The 22,085-nt window shown below is 39.9% G+C and carries 22 protein-coding genes and 1 tRNA gene; 19 read left to right on the forward strand and 4 right to left on the reverse strand.

Annotated features, from left to right (window positions below; all coding sequences use genetic code 11):
* Nucleotides 1-3: 3 nt before the first annotated feature.
* Nucleotides 4-903, reverse strand: coding sequence for a helix-turn-helix domain-containing protein (locus EO122_RS01385; RefSeq protein ID WP_127009043.1), 900 nt, complete (start codon nucleotides 901-903; stop codon nucleotides 4-6).
* A gap of 245 nt (nucleotides 904-1,148) precedes the next feature.
* Between EO122_RS01385 and EO122_RS01390 the strand changes: the two genes are divergently transcribed.
* Both EO122_RS01390 and EO122_RS01395 read left to right on the forward strand, forming a co-directional pair.
* A complete protein-coding gene (locus tag EO122_RS01390; RefSeq protein WP_127009044.1) occupies nucleotides 1,149-1,766 on the forward strand; it encodes a site-2 protease family protein in 618 nt (205 codons plus the stop codon).
* Nucleotides 1,767-1,915: 149 nt separating this feature from the next.
* Nucleotides 1,916-2,632, forward strand: a complete 717-nt coding sequence (locus EO122_RS01395; protein ID WP_127009045.1) for a DUF4198 domain-containing protein — start codon at nucleotides 1,916-1,918, stop codon at nucleotides 2,630-2,632.
* 840 nt (nucleotides 2,633-3,472) lie between these two features.
* On the opposite strand, the gene EO122_RS01400 is transcribed toward EO122_RS01395, so the two are convergent.
* Nucleotides 3,473-4,396: a Fic family protein gene (locus tag EO122_RS01400; RefSeq protein WP_127009046.1), complete on the reverse strand. Its 924-nt coding sequence runs from the start codon at nucleotides 4,394-4,396 to the stop codon at nucleotides 3,473-3,475.
* A 193-nt stretch (nucleotides 4,397-4,589) separates the two neighbouring features.
* Between EO122_RS01400 and EO122_RS01405 the strand changes: the two genes are divergently transcribed.
* The 5 genes from EO122_RS01405 (at nucleotide 4,590) to EO122_RS01425 (ending at nucleotide 9,219) form a co-directional block, all read left to right on the forward strand.
* Nucleotides 4,590-5,312: a class I SAM-dependent methyltransferase gene (locus EO122_RS01405; protein WP_127009047.1), complete on the forward strand. Its 723-nt coding sequence runs from the start codon at nucleotides 4,590-4,592 to the stop codon at nucleotides 5,310-5,312.
* 9 nt (nucleotides 5,313-5,321) lie between these two features.
* Nucleotides 5,322-5,810, forward strand: a complete 489-nt coding sequence (locus EO122_RS01410; RefSeq protein WP_127009048.1) for a DnaA ATPase domain-containing protein — start codon at nucleotides 5,322-5,324, stop codon at nucleotides 5,808-5,810.
* A 151-nt stretch (nucleotides 5,811-5,961) separates the two neighbouring features.
* Nucleotides 5,962-7,503 carry a nitrite/sulfite reductase gene (locus EO122_RS01415; protein ID WP_127009049.1) on the forward strand — a complete coding sequence of 514 codons (1,542 nt, stop codon included), beginning with the start codon at nucleotides 5,962-5,964 and terminating at the stop codon, nucleotides 7,501-7,503.
* A gap of 239 nt (nucleotides 7,504-7,742) precedes the next feature.
* Nucleotides 7,743-8,426, forward strand: coding sequence for a PepSY domain-containing protein (locus EO122_RS01420; protein WP_127009050.1), 684 nt, complete (start codon nucleotides 7,743-7,745; stop codon nucleotides 8,424-8,426).
* 7 nt (nucleotides 8,427-8,433) lie between these two features.
* The gene (locus EO122_RS01425; protein WP_127009051.1) at nucleotides 8,434-9,219 is read left to right on the forward strand and encodes an enoyl-CoA hydratase; all 786 of its coding nucleotides are present in this window, start codon (nucleotides 8,434-8,436) and stop codon (nucleotides 9,217-9,219) included.
* A 194-nt stretch (nucleotides 9,220-9,413) separates the two neighbouring features.
* On the opposite strand, the gene guaC is transcribed toward EO122_RS01425, so the two are convergent.
* A complete protein-coding gene (guaC, locus tag EO122_RS01430; RefSeq protein ID WP_127009052.1) occupies nucleotides 9,414-10,400 on the reverse strand; it encodes a GMP reductase in 987 nt (328 codons plus the stop codon).
* Between the two features lie 340 nt (nucleotides 10,401-10,740).
* On the opposite strand from guaC, the gene thiT reads away from it, so the two are divergent.
* From thiT to EO122_RS01465, 7 genes are all read left to right on the forward strand, one after another.
* Complete coding sequence (gene thiT, locus EO122_RS01435) at nucleotides 10,741-11,265, forward strand: energy-coupled thiamine transporter ThiT (protein ID WP_127009087.1); 525 nt, start codon at nucleotides 10,741-10,743, stop codon at nucleotides 11,263-11,265.
* Between the two features lie 45 nt (nucleotides 11,266-11,310).
* Entirely contained in the window at nucleotides 11,311-12,456 is a 1,146-nt protein-coding gene (mobB, locus tag EO122_RS01440; protein ID WP_127009053.1) for a molybdopterin-guanine dinucleotide biosynthesis protein B, read from the forward strand.
* Nucleotides 12,453-13,691, forward strand: a complete 1,239-nt coding sequence (locus tag EO122_RS01445) for a molybdopterin molybdotransferase MoeA (RefSeq protein WP_127009054.1) — start codon at nucleotides 12,453-12,455, stop codon at nucleotides 13,689-13,691. The genes mobB and EO122_RS01445 overlap by 4 nt, the downstream gene beginning before the upstream one ends.
* 204 nt (nucleotides 13,692-13,895) lie before the next feature.
* Nucleotides 13,896-15,221 (forward strand): dicarboxylate/amino acid:cation symporter, encoded by a 1,326-nt coding sequence (locus tag EO122_RS01450; RefSeq protein WP_127009055.1) that lies wholly within the window; start codon nucleotides 13,896-13,898, stop codon nucleotides 15,219-15,221.
* A 284-nt stretch (nucleotides 15,222-15,505) separates the two neighbouring features.
* On the forward strand, nucleotides 15,506-17,176 hold the full coding sequence (locus EO122_RS01455; RefSeq protein ID WP_127009056.1) for a formate--tetrahydrofolate ligase: 1,671 nt from the start codon (nucleotides 15,506-15,508) through the stop codon (nucleotides 17,174-17,176).
* An 8-nt stretch (nucleotides 17,177-17,184) separates the two neighbouring features.
* Nucleotides 17,185-17,805: a cyclodeaminase/cyclohydrolase family protein gene (locus EO122_RS01460; RefSeq protein WP_127009057.1), complete on the forward strand. Its 621-nt coding sequence runs from the start codon at nucleotides 17,185-17,187 to the stop codon at nucleotides 17,803-17,805.
* Nucleotides 17,806-17,890: 85 nt separating this feature from the next.
* Complete coding sequence (locus EO122_RS01465; RefSeq protein WP_127009058.1) at nucleotides 17,891-19,192, forward strand: Na+/H+ antiporter family protein; 1,302 nt, start codon at nucleotides 17,891-17,893, stop codon at nucleotides 19,190-19,192.
* 204 nt (nucleotides 19,193-19,396) lie between these two features.
* On the opposite strand, the gene EO122_RS01470 is transcribed toward EO122_RS01465, so the two are convergent.
* Nucleotides 19,397-19,472, reverse strand: a tRNA-Lys gene (locus EO122_RS01470).
* A 240-nt stretch (nucleotides 19,473-19,712) separates the two neighbouring features.
* On the opposite strand from EO122_RS01470, the gene rpmG reads away from it, so the two are divergent.
* The 5 genes from rpmG (at nucleotide 19,713) to rplA (ending at nucleotide 21,985) form a co-directional block, all read left to right on the forward strand.
* Nucleotides 19,713-19,862, forward strand: coding sequence for a 50S ribosomal protein L33 (rpmG, locus tag EO122_RS01475; protein WP_062401675.1), 150 nt, complete (start codon nucleotides 19,713-19,715; stop codon nucleotides 19,860-19,862).
* A 36-nt stretch (nucleotides 19,863-19,898) separates the two neighbouring features.
* On the forward strand, nucleotides 19,899-20,123 hold the full coding sequence (gene secE / locus EO122_RS01480; RefSeq protein ID WP_127009059.1) for a preprotein translocase subunit SecE: 225 nt from the start codon (nucleotides 19,899-19,901) through the stop codon (nucleotides 20,121-20,123).
* A gap of 12 nt (nucleotides 20,124-20,135) precedes the next feature.
* Entirely contained in the window at nucleotides 20,136-20,672 is a 537-nt protein-coding gene (nusG, locus tag EO122_RS01485) for a transcription termination/antitermination protein NusG (RefSeq protein WP_126937677.1), read from the forward strand.
* 105 nt (nucleotides 20,673-20,777) lie between these two features.
* The gene (gene rplK, locus EO122_RS01490) at nucleotides 20,778-21,203 is read left to right on the forward strand and encodes a 50S ribosomal protein L11 (RefSeq protein ID WP_062401677.1); all 426 of its coding nucleotides are present in this window, start codon (nucleotides 20,778-20,780) and stop codon (nucleotides 21,201-21,203) included.
* Between the two features lie 71 nt (nucleotides 21,204-21,274).
* The gene (gene rplA, locus EO122_RS01495) at nucleotides 21,275-21,985 is read left to right on the forward strand and encodes a 50S ribosomal protein L1 (RefSeq protein WP_126937678.1); all 711 of its coding nucleotides are present in this window, start codon (nucleotides 21,275-21,277) and stop codon (nucleotides 21,983-21,985) included.
* Nucleotides 21,986-22,085 lie beyond the last annotated feature (100 nt).

Raw genomic sequence — 22,085 nt, forward strand, 5'->3', positions numbered from 1 at the left:
AGTTCAGGGGGTACTTTTCTTTTTCTTGGTGGCGTCCTTGATAATACGTCTAATGGTTTCAGGATGGCAAGCATAGTGAGAGGCAATTTCTGCAATCGATAATTGTTCATTTCTGTGTAAGGTTTGAATATCATAGGCACAGTCTCGAATACGACGAGCTTTTTGGTAGACCCCATTTCTGATTAGTATATTGCGAATCGTATGATAATTGGTGCCGTACGTAGTGGCGATGACTTGCAATGGTGTGTCATTTTGATAGGCAGATACAATGGATGGAATGGGGAGATCTTCTTTATTGCCCCGTAATGTGATGCCCGCCTCTCGTAATCGAGATGCGATGGTGGCAGCTTTTACATGATAGAGATTGGCAATTTGAGTGGTGGATAGTTTATGTGCTGTGTAGAGATTGCATATATCTTTAATCGGTAAGGAAAGTCGTTTATGACTGTGACGAAGGGGAATTCTCTTTGATTGTAGTAGATGAATGACAGTAGAAGGCGAGATGCGAAATTCTTTGGCAATGGTATAGGCACTATTTCCGGACTCATAGGAGCTGATGATAGCAGCAATGGGAAGGTCTTTATCAACTTGTGTTCGAGTAGGCTCTTTGATATGCCAGTCATATAAACGATTATAGATGGTTCGAGTAGACACATGGTAGTGCTGAGCTAATTGTTTGACTGAATGCCCTTGTTGATATAACAGCATCAGTTCCTCCTGAGGGATGGCGACCAACTTTGATTGTATTGGGATTTTGTAGGCATGTAATCGTTGGCATACAGTGCTTTGGCTGCAGTGTAATAGTTCTGCAATGGCTTTAGTAGATATATGACGAATGACATATAGTTCATAGAGTAATTCATAAGGAATAGGAATGATAAAGCGTTGCTCTTTATACTGCATATAGGGGTACCTCCTAATTATATGTTGAAAGTTAGTTCGTATAGATACTTTCAGTATGGAGAAGGAGATGCAAAATGTCCACTGACTGTTAAGAGGGTATTGCATTATAAGGAAAGCTTGACTGACAGTGTATATATTCAATGGTGTTGTGATGGGCGATCATCGTGTATAATAGAGAAAAAGATACCTATTTAGATACAGAATGAGTGCTGAGTAAAGAAGGTCTATTATATAAAGGAGATAGTATGAAAGATTTTGTTCATTATATTGCGATGCTACCAGCTATAGCTATCGCTATATCTATATTTAACTATGCGCAAGCAAAGATGGCAATTCGCTTGGGGGATATGACGCCTAAGCAGTGGGGACGAGATACGATTAACCCTTTTGCCCATATTGATTTGTTAGGAATTTTAGTGATGCTCATTGCTAGCGTAGGGTGGAGTAAGCCAATTCCCTTTTCGCCGTACAACTTTAAAAACCCACGCACTGCGATGATACAAATTGCCTTAGCTGGACTAGGTGCTAATATTTTAGTGGCGTTTCTAGCCTATGTAGGCATGTCCATCGCTATGCAAGTCAGCACAGTAAGCACTGGTTTACAAATGGTCATGTCCTATATCGTGACCTTGTGCATCGGCTTTGGCGTTTTCAATATGCTACCAGTGCCAGGCTTTATTGGGTTTTATGTACTACTACAATATTTGCCTTATGAGTGGCAAGAAAAACTATTAGGCGCTCAGTTGTGGTTCTTTATTGGCATTCTAGTATTGGGACAATTTGGATTCTTAGGTGCTGTGATACGTCCGGTATTTGCAGTGATTTTGGAAATTTTTGAAAGTATTGTTCATCTAATCCTGTAATTAATGGATATGTGTTTTGTTAATATATAGATAAAAACAATAGTCAATTATAGAAATAATTCATAATTAAAAATAAATATTGCTAGTGATTCTCAAAGGATGTACAATGTAAGTATTGTAATTATATATTTCATAGGAGGGGATCCATCATGAAAAAAAGTAAGTTAGCAATTCTTGCATTAGCATTAGTAGGGGCGGTATCTGTGGGATCCAATGCATCAGCACATGGCGTGTGGTTTGCAGAACGCATTGATCAACCAACATTGGTATTAGGAGAAGGCCCTGTAGATAACGCATACGAACCATCCATGGTAAAAAGCTTTGAAGCTTATGATGTAGCATATAATCCATTGGACATGAAAGTAATGCCTCATGAACACAATGTAACTATTGAGAAAAATGAAATGTTAGGTACTACAGCAACTACATTTGACTATGGATATTTTACAAAAGATAAAGACGGCAAAATGCATAAAGCCATGATGAAAGATGTGCCAAATGCGGTGAAATCTACGCATGCTGTGAAATATAATGTAAACTATTGGAATGCAGCAGTAAAACCTGAACGTTTGAATATGCCAATCGAAATCGTTCCAAGTGTTAACCCATTAACATTGCGCAAAGGCGATACTTACGAAATCCAAGTATTTAAAGATGGCATGCCTTATGCTAACGCTCCATTAATCAAAGACGTTATCAATGATTTGACTAATGAAAGTCAAGCTGATGCACAAGGTAAAGCAATGGTAACAGTAGCTGCTAATGGTGTGAACGTAGTAGGCGTAGAAGTAGCATTCCCAACAGAAACAAAAGGTGAACAAACTAAATACTTCTCTAGCTTGTCCTTTACGATTCAGCCTGAGTAAAACGTCTCTTGCGATGCTATGAAAACTTGTGGCACGCATTGAGTGGTTAAATGAACGAGCGCGACACATTCCTCCGCAAACTGATCCTACGGTAGGGTTGTCACTTGTGACGCTATGCAGCCTGTGGCGTTTGTAACTGAATAGGATAAAGGAATACCGCAACATACTCCTTCTCAAACTGATCCTACGGTAGGTTTGTTCAGGAGCATGTTGCGGTCTTTTAGATTTGTGTATTTTGGTTAGTAAGGAACGCCACAAAGGCTGCTACGCCTAATTGCGTTCCTCAATAGGGAAATGATGCTGCAAAATATAAACGATATGCAGAAAATGTGATATAATATGTGTATAGAAGAGTCATTGACGTGAGTTGGGCTTATCTCTTCCCAGTATGGGAGGAGGTGATTTCTATGAAATTTTGGAAAAAGTTGCTATTATTAGTAAAATTTTTAAAATTAATTATAGATATTTATCGTTTCTTTAATTAGAAATGACAAAGCCTAACGTAATAGATAAGTGTTACCAGCACTTATACACGTTAGGCATCATCATAATTCGAATCTTTGAGATGAGCCTAACGCCGTTCACACGTTGATGGCTCTTCTTGTTTATGTCTATATTGTAGCATATGTTAAGAAAAAATACTACTTTTTATACTAGGTAGCCTTGTGGGTCGTCATTTGCAAGCCTATGCAGGCTGTGGTTTGTAACTGAATAGGGGAAAGTAAGACCGCAACATACTCCTTCTCAAACTGATCCTACGGTAGGTTTGTTCAGGAGCATATTGCGGTCTTTTTGATTTGTGTGATTTAGCTAGTAATAACTGCCACGAGGCTACTACGTCTAACTACGTTCCTTGTGTGGAATCTCGAGGTACTCCAATAGGCGTTTGATTGTGTCTTGTCCATCGTAACAGGTGTCGATGAGGTAGCCTGGTTCACGTAAAAACTCTGTTAAGCCTCGATAATAAAAATATTTTTTTCTATCTTCGATGATAAATGGGATTAGATTATGTTTGAGGCATTCTTTAAAGGCGATGAGTCTACCTACTCGACCGTTTCCATCTTGAAAGGGGTGGATACGTTCAAAATGGAAATGAAATTCCACGATATCTTCAAATGAAATATGTTTTTTGCTAGTATACCATGCTAGTAAATTTTGTATGTCCACTGCTACTTGCTCAGGTTTTGAGGTTTCCCTGCCACCGACTACATTCGGTCGTGTTTTGTAGTCTCCTACCTTGAACCAAGGAAGTGTTTCGTCTTTGGTGTTACTTTTTAATAGATAGTGAAGGTGTTTGATGTTCTCTTCTGTTAATGGATTTTCTGCAATATCAATACAGTAATCAATGGCTCGGAAGTGGTTGATAGTTTCAATGATATCATCAACGGACAGACTCTCTTCCCCGTGAACAGTATTCGTTTCAAAGATATGTCTAGTTTGCTCTTCGTTCAACTTACTGCCTTCTATATGGTTGGAGTTATAGGTCATGCGCACTTGGAGTTCATGGTAGAGCCCACCAGAGATTTTATGTTCTTTTTCTTCTCGTAATTGTTTAAGGATGGGATTGTCAGGCTCTATTGTGTAGAGATCTGTTGGGGAGCAAGAAAAGTACTCACATAACTTGCGTATGACTGAGGGTGAAAGCTTTTCGCCTCTTCCAATTTTAGAAATGGTTCTTGAAGATATGTGAAGTAATTGCGTTAAGTTTGATTTGCGTATGTTATTCTTTTCTAATATTGTTATTAATCCCTGGTAATTATACATATGCTACCTCCATAATCTTTACTTATCATATAAAAAAATAAATAAAAAGTAAAGATTTTGGAATGAAAAGTAAAGATATACGATTAACAAGTAAAGAATAATGAAAGCTTGTACTATATATTTGTTCGTGACTCTAGCTACATACAAAGCATCTCTTCTCATGGTATAATACGATGTGATACAAGGAGGGCCTATGACGATACGAGATAGGATTATTGCCTACTGGAAAGGGCGGAGCGGTGATTTTGGTGCGCTACGCATGAAGGAATTACAATCGAAGTTAGCACCTCGCTGGTTGCGAGAGATTTCTCCGCATATTAAGGACACTCACCAACGAATTTTAGATTTAGGGACGGGAACGGGCTTTTTTGCCTTTTTGCTAGCACAACAAGGCTACTCGGTAACCGGCATTGATCTAACGGAAGATATGATTGCAGTGGCTAAGGCGCAAGCTGTGGAGTTACGAGATTCTCTGCGTGGGACTGTGGACTTTCGCTGTATGGATGCGATGCAACTAGACTTTCCTGACCAATCTTTCGATGTGATTCTGGCACGGAATCTGACTTGGACCTTACCAGATGTGGAAGCAGCTTATAAGGAGTGGTATCGAATACTTGCTCCGAAAGGGGTGCTCATCAACATTGATGGTGATTATGGAGTAGAGCTCAAAGTACCCGTGGTGTCACAGCATCACATTCATGAAGGCGTAGCGCAGGAAACGATGCGGGAATGTATTGCCATTACAGAGGAACTATCTATCAGTCGTATGGATCGTCCCCATTGGGATGTGCACATGATGCGCAAGGCAGGCTTTTCCAGAGTGTATTTAGATATGGCGGTGAGCAGCCGCATGTATGATGAAGAAGATGAATTATATAATCCAGTGCCACTCTTTTCGATTGTGGCAAGGAAATAAGGAGTAACTATGCAAACATTTGAAACTTTCAAGGTAACAGAAAAAAATAAATTTGCTATGACATCTGCGTTGGCGATGACTGATTTCACAAAATGTTTTGAACCAGTACTATTTCTATTTGGACAATCTGGTGTGGGTAAAACGCATCTGTTGAAAGCCATGGAGCAAGAGGCAGTGAAGCAGAACGCAGCCATCCGTGTGCGGTATGTGACAGGGGCGCAGTTTATGAAAGAATACAACGACAGCGTGACCTATGGTGAAGTGGCAGATTATATGGAAGAATACTGCAAATTACATTTGCTATTGGTAGATGATGTACAGGACATTGTGTATAGCGATGATGAAGGCGCTAAGAAGATGTTTATGCGTCTTGTGCTTGGCATGAAGGCAAAGCAACGTCGTATGGCAGTAAGCTTTGATGATACGTTTGACTCTGAAGATCGATCTAATGAATTACAAAATGAATTGACTGAGCATGTGGTAGCATTTGTAGAATAAGATAGAAATCAGTTATTACATCGTATACAAAAGTCGTATAACCTATGAAAATAGGCGGATTTCAAGGTATAGAAATCAGGTTTAATATCTGTTATACTTTAGAAGAAGAGGTTTCTATTGAGCGAGTGCTCAGGAGAGGAGATAAAGTATCATGGCTATTTCAGAAGAAGTACGACAACGATTTGCGGGAGAGTTTGAGAAGTTTCAAGCAGGGATTGAAGGTTTCTTTGCGAAAGAAATCGCTCCAAAAGATTTCAAAGGAATTGGCGGAGGATTCGGTAGTTATGCTGAACGTGGTTTTGAAAGTGCAATGTTGCGTTTGCGATTCTTTGGATCTCGTATTCTTCCATACCAAATGAAATTCTTGGTTAATGCGGTGAAAAAATATGATTTAAAACATGTACATTTTACAACAGGCCAATGTATTCAATTCCATAAATTACAAGGTGAACAAATTTTGGAATTGTATAAAGAGTGTTTTGAACATGATATCTATAATCGTGGTACTGGTGGAGATAATTTACGTAATGTAACGGCCAGTCCATTACATGGTGTACATCCAGATGAACCATTTGGTGTTACTCCATACTTGCAAGCCGTTAGTGAATATGCGGTGTCCTTGATCGGCACATTAGCATTGCCACGGAAATATAAAATTGGGTTCTCTGTGGTAGATAATGAAGGACATGCTAACTATAAAGATTTAGGATTCTTGGCAAAAGAAAATGGCAAGTTCGATGTCTACGCAGGTGGTGGTATTGGAGGCGGATCTGCCTTTGGTGTCTTAGTAGATGAAAATGTAGATCCAAATGAAGTATTACATCATGTGGAGGGTATGTTGCATTTGTACCATGAATTAGGTGATTTTAAAAATCGTGGGAAAGCTCGTTCTCGTTTCATTGCGCAACGATTAGGGGAAGAGGAATTCCGTAAAGCGTACCATGAATATTTAGAAAAATCTAAAGCGGCTCATGATTTAACATTGTCAGTAGCTCCTTACGAAGTGAAAAAAGCAGGTACAACAACACCAACGACAGCCTTGGCAAAACCTCAAAAACAAAAAGGATTGTATTACATTCAATACAAACCATTAGTGGGTACACCACCGATGGATGTGTTCGTAAAACTATTCGATTATGTAGGTGGTTTAGAAGAAACAGAAATCCGTATCTGCGGTGACGAATCTGTATACATCGTAAACTTAACTGGTGAAGAAGCAGATGCAGTAGCAGCTATTATCGGTGATACACATGCGAAAAACAAATTTGAGCACACTGTATCCTGTGTAGGAGCTACCATTTGCCAAATTGGCTTCCAGGATTCTTCTGGTCTTGTGAAAGTCATTAAAGATACGCTAGAAGCAGAAGGCTTATCGACAGATAAGTTGCCACAATTGCATGTATCCGGTTGTCCATCTTCCTGTGGTACACACCAAGTGGGCACACTAGGATTCCATGGATTTACAAAAGTAGTGGATAAAAAGCCTCAACCAGCTTTCAAAGTGTTCTTAAATGGTAATGGTGAATTAGAGGGTCCACGTATGTCAGAAGAAGTGGGAGTTATCACTGTGGAAGATATTCCTAAATTCTTCATTGATCTTGTGAATGCCTTAGAGACAGCAGGACAAGATTTTGACACATGGAAAGAACAAAATCCAGCGGCATTCCAAGACGTGATTGCTAAGTATCTATAATATGTGTATAAAAACGTTCTTACTCAGGTAGGAACGTTTTTTATTTTTTATTATGATTCCCATCTATGTGAGAATGCCAGGTAAGAGTCTATGCGGCCTAATCCTGACATGTTGATTGTATTGAAGAATTCCGATAGATACGGTATAATGAAAGGGATATCTCAAGAATGAGAATGGGAACTTCATGTGGTATAGGCATGGAAGTTTTGTTCATAGAGTTGTATATATAGGAGAGTCAAATGAAAAAAAGTACACTAGCTTTAGTAGGTGCTATGGCATTTGCTACGACTTTTGCAGTAGCTCCACAAGCACATGCTGAAATCAATGAGTATTCTAATTTGAATGATAAAACAGTGGTGGTACGTCAACCTGGTCAATCTATGGTATTGTCTATGCGTGAAGTAGCAGGTATTTTTGTAGGTCGCTATGTGAAAGCTGCTGTTAGTTCTATTACGTTAGACCCATCAAAAGGTAACTACCAATATGTGGTGGTAGGGTATACACCAAAACAAAAAATTACCATTGATGTAGACGTTATTACAGGGAAAGTAATCCGTGAATTCCGTTCTAGTAAAGCAAAAGATGTAGCTTCTAAAGTGTTTAATCCATTGAAAGTGGTAGCGCCGAAGCAAGCAGAGGCAGCGGCTCGTGAATTAGTAGGAGCAGGCTCTTTCTCTCGTGGTTGGGAAATTAAAGCCGAGAATAATGAAGTGCGCTACATTGTTCGTACACAGGATACTGATGAAAAAGAATATAGCGTTATCGTAGATGCTGTAACAGGTCAAGCGTTAGAAAAAGGTGAGCCTATTGATTGGGCGAAAATTAGAGCCGATCGCTTACGTAATGATGGGGTAGGTAAACCGTTCACATTACAAGAAGAGCCACAAGATGATTCAGATGATCCTACGAAAACATTGAAATAGGTGATGTATGACGTATCAAAATATTATATTTAGTATTGAAAATAATGTGGCCACCATTACATTTAATCGCCCAGAAGTGCAAAATGGATTCAATGTGCCTATGTGCCAAGAAATTCTAGATGCCATTCGGGTGGTGAAAGAAACGGATGAGGCCCGTGTATTAGTCTTCAAAGCAGAAGGGAAAGTCTTTTCTGTAGGCGGTGATTTAACAGAAATGAAACGCGCTGTAGAAGAGGATGATACAGAATCTTTGTTTGAGATTACTCACTTGGTAATGGAAATTTCTTTAGCCATGAAACATTTGCCGAAGCCTGTTGTGATGTGCACTGATGGTGCTGTGGCAGGGGCGGCTTTCAATATGGTATTGGCAGCCGATATGTGCGTAGCCTCTACCAATAGCCGATTTATTCAAGCTTTTGTTAATGTAGGATTAGCCCCTGATGCAGGTGGTATGTACTTGTTGAGCCGTGCTGTAGGTATCAACCGTGCTATGCAATTAGCTATGACTGGTGAGGCTGTAACGGCGGAAAAAGGCAAGGAATATGGTTTTGTTTATAAAGTGTGTGAACCAGAAATTTTGGAGCGCACCACGAATCGTTTGGTACAACGCTTGGCGAAAGGACCTGTTCATTCTTTCCGTGCTATGAAGCAAATGATGTGGGCTAGTTTTTTTACAAACTTTGAGGAATATGCGGAATTAGAAGTGAAAATCCAAAATTCCTTAGGGGGCACAGAAGATTTCCGAGAAGGTGTACGCGCCTTTGCAGAAGGAAGAAGACCTAAATTTAAATAGTACATCTGTGGATGTGAAAAGAAAGAGCTATTACGACTAAGTAGGGTCGATAATAGCTCTTTTTGCATGTAGAGAACATGTTCGTGAGGGGCTTCTATATATATGCTGTGGTCCTATATAGAGTAGGAGATATAGGTAATTGGGAGGCTAATAAAAAAGAGGGCCCTTCTAGAAAAGAGTCCTCATATATGTGATTAGCGGTCACCGTTAAAGATAGAGTTTTTAACGATAACGTAGTCAACTTTTTTGATGGCTTGTAGTGTAGTACCACCAGCGTAAGAGATAGAAGATTGTAAATCTTGTTCCATTTCTATCAATGTATCGAAGATACTGCCTTTAGATTGGATTGTAATTTTTTTGCCTTCTACGTTTTTGCGTTCCCCTTTTTGGTGTTCAGAAGCACTGCCGAAGTATTCTTTGTAAGTTACACCGTCAATAGTGACTTCCTTGCCTGGAGATTCGATATGACCAGCGAATAGAGATCCGATCATCACGAAGGAAGCACCAAAGCGAATAGATTTCGCAATGTCACCATGATCGCGGATACCACCGTCAGCGATGATAGGTTTTGTAGCCGCTTTCGCACACCAGCGAACCGCGGATAATTGCCAACCACCAGTACCAAAACCAGTTTTTAGTTTAGTGATACATACTTTACCAGGTCCGATACCTACTTTTGTGGCATCTGCACCAGCATTTTCTAGTTCACGTACGGCTTCTGGAGTACCTACGTTACCAGCGATAACGAAGCTTTCAGGAAGTTCACGTTTAATGTGTTGAATCATTTCAATAACGCTATTGGAATGACCGTGAGCAATATCGATAGTAATATATTCTGGGCATAGGTTTGCTTCTTTTAATTCTTTTACAAAATCAAATTCCTCTGGTTTTACACCGATGGAAATAGATGCAAATAAACCTGCCTCATGCATGTCTTTGACAAAGTCCAAACGTTTTTCAGGTTGGAAGCGGTGCATGATGTAGAAGTAGTTTTCAGCTGCTAATTGTTTTGCCAATTTTTCATCGATAATGGTTTGCATATTAGCTGGCACAATTGGTAAACGGAATGTACGACTTCCAAGCTTTACAGTTGTGTCACATTCACTACGGCTAGATACGATACATTTATTTGGTATCAGTTGCACGTCTTCATAATCGAAAATGTTTGTAGTATTGATCATTATTTGTTGCCCCCTAAATAGACATAATTAGGATTAAGACATAATCCTTATCTATTATACATAAGTCCCTTCAAGTTGGCAACATAACTTATGTACTTTCAGTGCATACATGAAGTATAGAATCGTAGAGAGTAACAATTTTTGCAAAAGACCTATAAAAAATGATAGAATAGAAATACTATAGAAAGTTGTTAATATCATGTGATTGAGCTTTCAGATTTTACATATACAGGTATCCATATAAAGGAGAAATACTATGAGTGCTACTAATTCACCAAAAAGTACGAATGATACAAATGTAACAAAAAGAACACCTGGCAAAACTTCTACCAATACACTGATGCTTGTTGAAGGTGGTTTAGTTATTGCGATGGCACAAATTTTAAGTATGTATGTGATTTACCAAATGCCACAAGGTGGTGCAGTCAAAGCAGCAAATTTAGTGCCATTATTGATATATGCTTACCGTTGGGGTGGTCGTGCAGGGATGTTGACTGGCTTAGTATATGGCATTGTTCATTTTATATTAGGGTTTAAATATTCCGTTCACTACTTAAGCATTATATTGGATTACTTGTTGGCCTATGGTGCTATCGGTATTGCGGGATTCTTTGGCGGTGCCGGTACGGTGAAAGCCTTCTTTGGGGCTGTCTATGCTGCGTTGACTCGCTTTGCTATGTCTGCCATTAGTGGGGTCGTAGTATTTGGTGCCTATGCGCCAGAAGGACAAAGCCCTTGGGTGTATTCTTTGTTATACAATGCTACCTACATGTTACCAGATTTAATCATTAATTTGGTGGTATTGGCCGTGTTGTATGTACCGGTGATGAAAGGCTTGCGTCGAGTAAATACTAATCATAGATAGAAACTAGGTATCTAGTAAGACATAATACGTATATAGGAGATATAGATGATTTCAGAGTTAGGAATAATTATTTTAGCGGGCGGGTTAAGTACTCGTATGGGAACAGACAAGACGAGATTGCCTTGGGGAAGCACAACCCTGTTGGGGGAGATGCTCCGCAAGGCGGTACTAACAGAATGTGGAGAAATTATAGTTTCCATCAACCGTGATTTAGAAGAATCAGAATTGCATATTTTAGAAGAAGCTCGCTCCTTTGGACGCGATATTCAATTGGTGCACGATCGCATTCCGGATAAAGGACCATTGAGCGGATTGGAAGCTGCCTTTGCAGTAGGATCCAAAGAAGCATATATTGTAGTATCTGCAGATATGCCTTGGTTCTCATTCCATTGGTTGCCATCGTGGGAAGTTCATATTGATACATTCTTGCAAGGAGAATTATTGGCTATGGTTCCCTATGTGGGATTACAAGAGTATGAGCCATTAGCCGCTATTTATAAAGCGTCCGTATTCTCTTATATTGAGCAAGCTTTAGAAGGTGATGACGTATCCATGCATGGTATGTTAGAACAGATTCCTTATATGGAAATGGATATGATTGATGAAGCTGAAATGTATCAAAATGTAAATACAAAGCTTTCCTATAAACTGGCTCAAGCAAAAGCTTTAAATCGCGAACGTTCTGTACCGATTGTATCGATTAGTGCAGGCCAGTCCAAATCTGGCAAAACAACGGTAGCAACAGCACTGATCAAAGTCTTGTCAGAACGTGGTATCGTCGTAGGCATGGTGAAAAGTGACGGTCATGGATTTACTATGGATACGGAGGGAACTGATACTTGGAAAGCTACACAGGCAGGGGCGAAGGCAGTCGCTATTGCAGGGCCTAATGGGTATGCGATGATCGTAAATGATGAACGTATGCAACGTCAGCAGCAGTTGATTCGATTAGCCAATGAGATGCCAGTAGATCTAGTGTTCCTAGAAAGCCGCACTCATGGAGTGGCACCGATTATTGAAGTGGTGCGTACTGACCATGATGAAGCTCGTTTGCATCAGGTGGATGATATTGTAGCTGTAGTAACGGATGCAGACGACCGATTGGAAGGAAGTACTCTGTGTGAACAATTTAGCTTTAGCGATGATGATATGGAGCGTTTAGCAGATTGGATAACAAAGGAGTTATTATGATACCTGCAGTAACAGTGGAGGGAGCCTTACAAGAATTGAAGGCTCCTTTTAGTAAATATATATTGGGAACAGAGCAAGTTTCATTAAAGGCATGTGGAGGTCGAGTGTTAGCAGAACCTGTGGTGGCACAGATGAACTATCCTCCATTCCGTCGATCTGCCATGGATGGTATTGCCGTTGCCTTTCAGGAAGGGGTCAACACCTATACCATCATAGATACAATCGGTGCAGGAGAAACATTTCAAGGCACATTAGCCAAAGGGCAAGGTATTGCGATTATGACGGGAGCGATGATTCCTGATACAGCAGATACTGTGATTGTGAAAGAAGCTCTCGTAGAGATAGATGCTAATCATGTACGAGTGGCTGGCAAGATTCAACAAGGACAACATATTTTGTTAGAAGGAGAAGATGTACAGGCTGGAGAAGTACTAGCTGCTACAGGGACACGATTGGCGCCGGGGCACATGGCCTTATTGGCTAGCCAAGGTGTTCAAACTGTATGTGTGTACCGAAAGCCACGAGTACTTTTGTTGACGACAGGTCGTGAAGTAGTAGATGTATCGGATGCGGTACAAGCGGGACAAATCTATAACTCTAATCGATATTTATTCCAAGGTGCATTAGAATCTCTTGAAGTTGAGGTAGCAGTTGTTGCACATTTGTCAGATGCACTAGATGCATTGGAATCAAATTGTCAAAAGGTACTTCAATTACTCGATGCAAATGGGCCCATTGATATGATCATTAGTACGGGTGGTGTATCCGTAGGCGATTTTGATACAATGCCTCAACTCTATGAACAACTAGGAGCTCGTACACTATATCGTCGGTTGCAGATGAGACCAGGGGCAGCTTCCTTTGGAGGATGTATAGAAAGAGATGGCCATATAACATGGTGTATGGGCTTATCTGGGAATCCTACAGCAGCGCTAAATCAATTTTATATACTGGTAGCACCTATATTGCGTTCCTTATCAGTAGGTACTGAGAGTAGAACACCTTGGATATCTTGCTATTTAGGGGAATCTATAGATCGTAAGCATCCTTGTGATCGGTATTATCAGGGATCTTTGCAATATGAAGAAGGGAAATGTTGGTTTTATCCAAACTTTGCTATGACATCAGGTGGAATTAAAAGTATAGCAACGGCGGAAGGACTTGTTAAAGTAGCTAAAAATAGTGATGTTATGAAACAGGGAAATCTTGTAGAAGTGCTTTTATTTTCAAAGTAAGTGAGAATAAAGAATCAAAAAAATGAATAAATACCCTTATTTTTAAACGAAATATCTTGTGTATATAGAAAAAATTTGGTATAATCTTTCTATAGAATTATAAACTAGGGTCTGACAAAAGAGACACGATGTGCTATCCAGTACACCAGTGCCTCTTTTTATATGGTCCATATAAGGGTATTACTTTGAAAGAAAGGGGATTCTATGGCAGTATTAAAAAAATTGGGCCTATCCGGATGGATTGTTATTGGCTTGATTGCAGGGGTATTGGTGGGCGTTGTAGCACCAGATTTTGCGAAACAATTAAAACCGTTAGGTGATGTATTTATTCGCATGATTAAAATGATTGTAGTTCCATTGATTTTCAGCTCTCTTGTTATGGGGATTGCTGGTACAGGGGACTTTAAAAAGTTAGGTCGTCTAGGCGGTAAAGCTATTTTATGGTTCGAAATTGCAACAACATTGGCATTATTTGTTGGTTTATTTGTAGTTAACGTATTTGAACCAGGTGTAGGTGTTAATTTAACAGCTACTGGCAATGCGGTGGATATTGCTAATAAAGCAGCTGCCAAAGGGGAAATGGACCACATACAAATGTTGGTTAACATCATTCCAACGAATATCGTAGATGCTATGGCTCGTGGCGATATGTTGCAAATTATCTTCTTTAGTTGTATGTTTGCGATTGCTGCAGCTAGTATTGGTAAAGAAGGTAAACAAATTGTAGAGCTTTCCAAAGACTTGGCTCACATCATGTTTAAAGTGACGCACTATGTTATGTACGTATCTCCAATCGGTATTTTTGGTGCTATTGCCTATACGGTAGGTAACTTCGGTTTAGGTATGTTAGTACCGTTAATGAAACTTGTATTTACATTATACGGTGGATTGATTTTATTCTTAGTGATCATCGTTGCTATCGCATCATTCCTTACAAAAGTAAACTTGTTTAAATTAGGTAAAGTGTTGAAAGAGCCAATCGTATTGGCCTTCTCTACAGCAGCTTCTGAAGCAGCATTACCGATTGCGATGGAAAAGTTGAAAAAAGTAGGGATTCCGAATCAGGTCGTAAGCTTTGTGTTACCATTGGGATATACATTTAACTTAGATGGATCTACATTGTATTCGTCCTTAGCAGTTGTATTTATTTCACAAGTATATGGCATTCCGTTTCCGATTGAACAACAATTGTTGATGGTTCTTACGTTGATGTTATCTACGAAAGGGATTGCAGCAGTACCAGGAGCTTCCTTAATTGTGATTGCGGGTACAGCAGCTGCCTTTGGATTGCCGGTAGAAGGATTAGCATTAATTCTTGGTGTGGATCGTATCTTGGATATGGCTCGTACCGTATGTAACTTGTCTGGTAACTGCTTAGCGGCTGCTCTAGTAGGTCGTTGGGAAAATGAAGTATCTGCAGAGCGATTGACATATTTAATGGAACATCCATTAACTGATGAAGAAGTAGATGCGATGGAACAAGAAAGCTTTGAGCACGTAGGCGAAGCTCACGAAGATGTAAAAGCATAAATACAAAGTATTTAGATTGTACTTTATCTAGTATAACAATATAAGCACCATGCTAATATAGAACAGGCATGGTGCTTTTTTGTTGCCTATGTATAGATATTTTATGTCGAATTGTGACAATTATTAATAGACGAAATATAGGAAAACGTTGTATGATGGTTCTAATAGACTTTTTCTTTATTGTAGTACTAGTCAAAAGCATGAATCTACGAAGAGTGTCAATTAGTCGATGATATTGTATGTTCTATGCAAGTGCATGAGTGCGTATTGGGAGGGGAATATATATGTTAAGTGATATTGAAATTGCTCAACAGGCAGAGATGAAACCAATTGTAGAGATTGCCAAAGGATGCCAACTTTCAGAAGATGAATTGGAATTATATGGAAAATATAAAGCGAAAGTTTCCTTTGATGCGATGGAACGTTTACAACATAAACCGAATGGAAAACTTGTGTTAGTGACGGCCATTACACCAACACCAGCTGGAGAAGGAAAATCGACTACAACCATCGGTTTAACACAAGCCTTGCAACACATTGGAGTGAATAGCATTGCTGTATTGCGAGAACCATCGTTAGGGCCCGTCTTCGGTGTGAAAGGTGGCGCTGCAGGCGGTGGCTATGCACAAGTGGTACCAATGGAAGATATCAACCTTCATTTTACAGGGGATATGCATGCGATTACATCGGCTAACAATTTATTAGCAGCTATGATTGATAATCACATTTTTCAGGGCAATGCATTGCAAATTGATGTGAGACGCATTAGTTGGAAGCGTGTGATGGATATGAATGATCGCGCCCTACGAAATGTTGTGGTGGGTCTTGGTGGCCCTATGAGTGGTGTACCACGGGAAGATCACTTTATGATTACAGTGGCCTCAGAAATTATGGCTATTTTGTGTTTAGCTCGTGATTTAGAAGATTTAAAAGCCCGATTTGGACGAATTGTCATTGGCACAAATCTATCGGGCGAACCTGTATTTGTACATCAATTAGGTTGTGAAGGGGCGATGGCGCTTCTTATGAAAGATGCCATAAAACCAAATTTAGTACAAACCCTTGAGCATACGCCAGTGTTGATTCACGGTGGGCCATTTGCGAACATTGCTCATGGATGTAACTCTATTATTGCCACTAAATTGGGATTGAAGCTAGGTGATGTTGTCATTACAGAAGCGGGCTTTGGCGCTGATTTGGGAGCGGAAAAGTTCTTGCATATTAAATGTCATTATGGAGATATTTTCCCAGATGCAGTGGTGATTGTGGCGACGATACGAGCTCTAAAAATGCATGGAGGCGTGCTAAAATCTGATCTTACAACAGAAAACGTGACAGCAGTACAGGAAGGCTTTGTCAATTTAGAAAAACAAATTGCCAATATGAAAGCCTTTGGGCTACCTGTATTAGTGAGCGTTAATAAATTTGCTACTGATACAGCTGCTGAAATCGATGCATTGTTAGCATTGTGCGAACGCCATGGTGTCGATGTGACACTGAATGAATGTTGGGAAAAAGGCGGTGCTGGTGGCATCGATATGGCACAGCAAGTGATGCGTATATTAGAGAATACAACGACGAAACCGACTTTCTTATATGATGTGAAAGATACCATTTCAAATAAATTGACAGCTATCGTTAAAGAAATATATGGCGGTACTGGAATTGTATTTACAAGTGCAGCGAAAAAACAAATTGCGCAATTAGAAGGATGGGGCCTTGCGGACTTACCGGTATGCGTAGCTAAAACACAATATTCTTTAAGTGATAACCCAGAATTATTGGGAGCCCCAACTGATTTCACAATTACAGTACAAGATGTGCGTATTGCCAATGGTGCTGGATTTATTGTGTGTCAGACAAGTAATATCATGGTTATGCCAGGTTTGCCAAAACAGCCAGCTGCTCTTGGCATGGATGTGGCCACAGATGGCACAATTCAAGGGCTATTCTAGGAGGTAATATGGAATTACATACAGTATCAGTGTTGGATTTTATTCGTGAACTGGGCTCTAGTGCTCCGGCTCCAGGGGGTGGAAGTGTAGCGGCGATGAGTGGCTCTACGGCAGCAGCACTCATCGAAATGGTAGCGAATTTGACGATTGGTAAAACGAAGTATGAATCTGTCCAAGAAGAAATGAAAGAGATTCAAGGACGGATGTGTCAGGTGAAAGAAGACTTTATCCACTATATTAATAAAGATAGTGCAGCTTTCATGGAACTAATGGGGGCTTTCAAGTTACCAAAAGAAACTGACGAGGAAAAACACGTTCGTAAAGAAGAGATTCAACGCACTACAAAGCAAGCTGCCCTCGTACCATTTGAAATTGGTGTGCTAGCTGTATCCTTGTTGCCGTTGGCAGAAACAGTGATTGTGAAAGGAAATACAAATGCCATTACTGATGGTGCCATTGCTGTGATTAATGCCAGAGCAGCTGTAAAAAGCGCATTTTTAAATGTTAGAATTAACCTCGGCTCTATTCAGGATCAAGAGTTTGTGGATGCCATGAATGTACGTATGAGCGAGATTGAAGCAACATTGGATGAAGAGGAGAAACGCCTGTTAAGTTTGGTGCAATTATAACCAAAGGGCTTGCTTACCTGTATGAAAGGTACTGCATTTTGTACGGTAAGAAAAACTAATAAGTATGATAAAAAGGAGATCCTGAATGGATATTTTAGTAAACCCCATCGTGTTATCGGTGATTGCCATGTCAATCTTGTGTTTACTGCGATTCAATGTGTTGCTGTCAGTCATTGCAGCTTCCTTGGTGGCAGGATTAGCAGGTGGTATGTCTGTGACAGATACGATCGAATCCTTGATTGGCGGTATGGGCGGCAATTCGGAAACAGCATTTAGCTACATTTTATTAGGGGCCTTAGCGATTGTCATAGGCCGTTCTGGGCTAGCTACAGTAGTGACGAAAAAAATTACGAATATAGTAGGAACAAAAAAGGTAGCGTTTACATTGCTCATTGCCTTTGTAGCGTGCTTTTCGCAAAATTTAATTCCTGTGCACATTGCCTTTATTCCCATTTTAATTCCGCCCCTATTGGTGGTTATGAATCGTATGAAATTGGACCGTAGAGCGGTGGCGTGTGCTTTAACATTTGGGCTGAAAGCGCCATATGTATCTTTGCCAGTTGGATTTGGCTTGCTGTTTATGACTATCATAAAAGATCAAATGGTAGCGAACGGAGTGAATGTATCGATTTCCGATATAGCTTCTGTTATGTGGATTGGTGGCATATCCATGGTGGTAGGATTATTGCTTGCCATTGTGTACTATAGTCGAAACCGTGAGTATGAAGATATTGCGGTGATACAAGAAGAAACTACCGATGAAGTACCTCGTATGACGGCGGACTGTTGGAAAGGTCTTGCGGGAGCAGCAGTCGCTTTTGTGGCACAATTATATTTTAAGTCTTTGCCGATTGGTGCTCTGGCTGGTTTAGTTGTATTCTTTGCAACAGGTCTTATTAAGTGGTCAAAAATGGATGAAGATATTGAAGGTGGTATCCGTATGATGGGGACCATAGCCTTTGTCATGTTAATTGCAGCGGGCTATGCTAACGTTTTGCGTGAGACCAACTCAGTAGAGCATTTAGTGTCAGCCACTGTATCTATCATCGATTCTAAGTTAATTGGTGCTATCGTTATGCTAGTGGTAGGCTTGTTAATCACAATGGGAATTGGCACTTCCTTTGGGACCATTCCGGTGATTGCTTCGATTTACATTCCTATGGGAGTGCATTTAGGATTTTCCGTGCCAGCTATCATATTGCTGATTGGTATCGCTGCAGCATTAGGTGATGCAGGGTCTCCAGCATCTGACTCTACATTAGGACCTACATCAGGACTTAATGCAGATGGACAACATAATCATATATGGGACACTTGTGTGCCAACATTTATATTCTATGACATTACCTTGTTAGTAGGTGGTGTTGTAGGGGCGCTAATTTTATAAAAATAGAATTTAAATAATGCACGCAGTTTCACAAATTAGCTAAAACAGCTATCTGTGAACTGCGTGCATTTTTCAAGAACTCAAGTTTAGAAAAAATAAAGTGATGTCAAACTAATGTCAAAAAGATGTCAACTTGAAAAAGTTACGTTAATCGATTATGGTATTACATAACAAAAGAACCGCACTGTTGTGCGGTTCTAGATGTGGTGGAACACCAGGGGTTCGAACCCTGGACCCTCTGATTAAGAGTCAGATGCTCTGCCAACTGAGCTAGTGTTCCATAGTTGAACTGAAATTATGGTTTTATTATAGACCCATCATTCAATTTTGTAAACGATAAATTTAGAAATTACATAGGTAACTACTTGCTATTTACGCGGTTCTATGTAATAATAGAGAGGTCAGGAATTGCCTGGCTTTTTTAGATTGCATTTGACATAGGCTCCCACTTGTGGTAGTCTATATTAGTATGTTTATGATGTAATAGCCGTCTAGGCACTTTAAAGAGAGGTGTAAACTGATGCGTAACGCAGTAACTATGGCTTGTACTGAATGCAAGCAACGTAACTATCAGACAAACAAAAACAAAAAAAATAACCCAGATCGTATTGAAATGAATAAATTCTGTAAATTCTGTGGTAAACACACGTTACACCGTGAAACAAAATAATTATTCAGTTATTTGTTGACGTGAGGATGTGATATCATGGCAGTAACTAATTCCAAAGCTCAAACACAACAAAACGGCAATGGAAAATTTGTTCGTGAAGTTCGTTCTGAGCTTAAGAAAGTAGTCTGGCCTACACGTAAAGAGCTTGTGAATTATACGATTGCAGTATTCGTAGCAGTGATTCTTATTTCTGCTATTATTGGTATCGTTGACACAGTGTTTGCAGAACTTTTTAAATTGTTAAAGAGTGCTGTAAGGTAGGAGGCCTTTTTGATGGGAACAGATAAAAAGTGGTATGTCTTACATACTTACTCAGGCTACGAAAATAAAGTAAAAACCACTTTGGAATTGAAAGTTCAAGCTATGGGAATGGAAGATGTGATTTCTCGCATTTTGATTCCTATGGAAGATGAAATCGATGAAAAAGATGGTGTAAAAAAAGTAGTAAAACGCAAAGTCTTTCCGGGCTATGTGCTGGTAGAGATGGAAGTAAATGATGAATCATGGTATGTAGTGCGTAATACGCCGGGTGTAACAGGATTCGTTGGTTCTGTAACAAAACCAGTACCACTATCTGATTCTGAAGTAGCTTATATCTTAAAGTCTCAAGGTTTAGATCAAGAGCCAGTACAAAATCTCGACGTTGAAGTAGGAGAAACTGTCCGAATTACATCCGGTGCTTTTGAAGATAGGACCGGCGTTATTACTGAAATTAACCACGAACATGCAAAACTACGTTTAAATGTAGAAATGTTTAATCGTGAAACCCCAGTAGAGGTAGAATATTCTCAAGTTGAGAAGATTCTTTAATATATAATATAACTCTAACCTTTTTAGGCGGCCGGGAGGTTGCCAGTGGGAGGGGCAATTTCGCTCCGTTACCACCACATTTTGACGCAAGGAGGTGTAATCACCATGGCTAAAAAAGTTAGTAAAGTTGTGAAATTACAGTGCGAGGCTGGTAAAGCGAGTCCAGCGCCACCGATTGGTCCAGCTTTGGGTCAAGCAGGTGTTAACATCATGGGCTTCGTTAAAGAATTTAACGAAAGAACAGCTCAACAAGCTGGTCTTATCATCCCAGTTGTTATTACTGTATACGAAGATAGAAGCTTCACTTTCATCACAAAAACTCCACCAGCTGCAGTTTTATTGAAAAAAGCAGCAGGTATCCCAAAAGGATCTGGAGTACCTAACCGTGATAAAGTAGCTAAAGTTGGTCGCGATAAAGTTCGTGAAATCGCTGAACTTAAAATGCCTGACCTAAATGCTAACACTGTTGAGCAAGCTATGCGTATGGTAGAAGGTACTGCACGCAGCATGGGCATTGAAATCGTTGATTAATTAGCGTACGGTATGTGACTCACATATCGGTGGGAGGGACATCCCGTTACACCACATAAGGAGGAATAAAAATGGCAAAAGTAGGTAAGAAATATGCTGAAGCAGTAAAACTTATCGAAGCAGATAAATTCTACGAACCAGTAGAAGGTATTGAATTAGTTAAGAAAACTGCCACTGCAAAATTCGACGAAACAATTGAAATCGCTTTCAACTTGAACGTCGATCCTAAATACGCTGATCAACAAGTTCGTGGTGCCGTTGTATTACCACATGGTACAGGTAAAACTCAACGCGTACTCGTATTTGCGAAAGGCGACAAAATTAAAGAAGCTGAGGATGCTGGCGCAGATATCGTTGGTTCCGAAGAATTAGTAGCAAAAGTACAAGGTGGTTTCAGCGACTTCGACGTTGTTGTAGCTACTCCTGACATGATGGGCCAAGTTGGTCGTTTAGGTAAAATTTTAGGTCCTAAAGGCTTAATGCCAAACCCTAAAGTTGGTACTGTAACACCTGATGTAGCTCGTGCTGTTAGCGAAATTAAAGCAGGTAAAATCGAATACCGTACAGACAAAGCTGGTATTATTGCTTGTCCTATCGGTAAAGCATCTTTCGATGATGCGAAATTACTTGACAATTTCCGTACAATCGTTGATACTATTGTTAAGGCCAAACCTGCAGCAGCTAAAGGTCAATACATTAAATCTGTGACTATTAGCTCCACTATGGGTCCTGGCGTTCCTATGAACGTGTTTAAATTAACAAGCACTACTAAGGAACAATAATTATATATGTTCTCTTAGCTGTAGACGGCTGGCATCATTTGATTTAATGAGGAAACTCGCCCGCTGAGGCTGAATCCAATCTATTATAGAATGGTTCTCG

This window comes from Veillonella sp. CHU110, assembly GCF_003992255.1.
GTDB lineage: Bacteria > Bacillota > Negativicutes > Veillonellales > Veillonellaceae > F0422.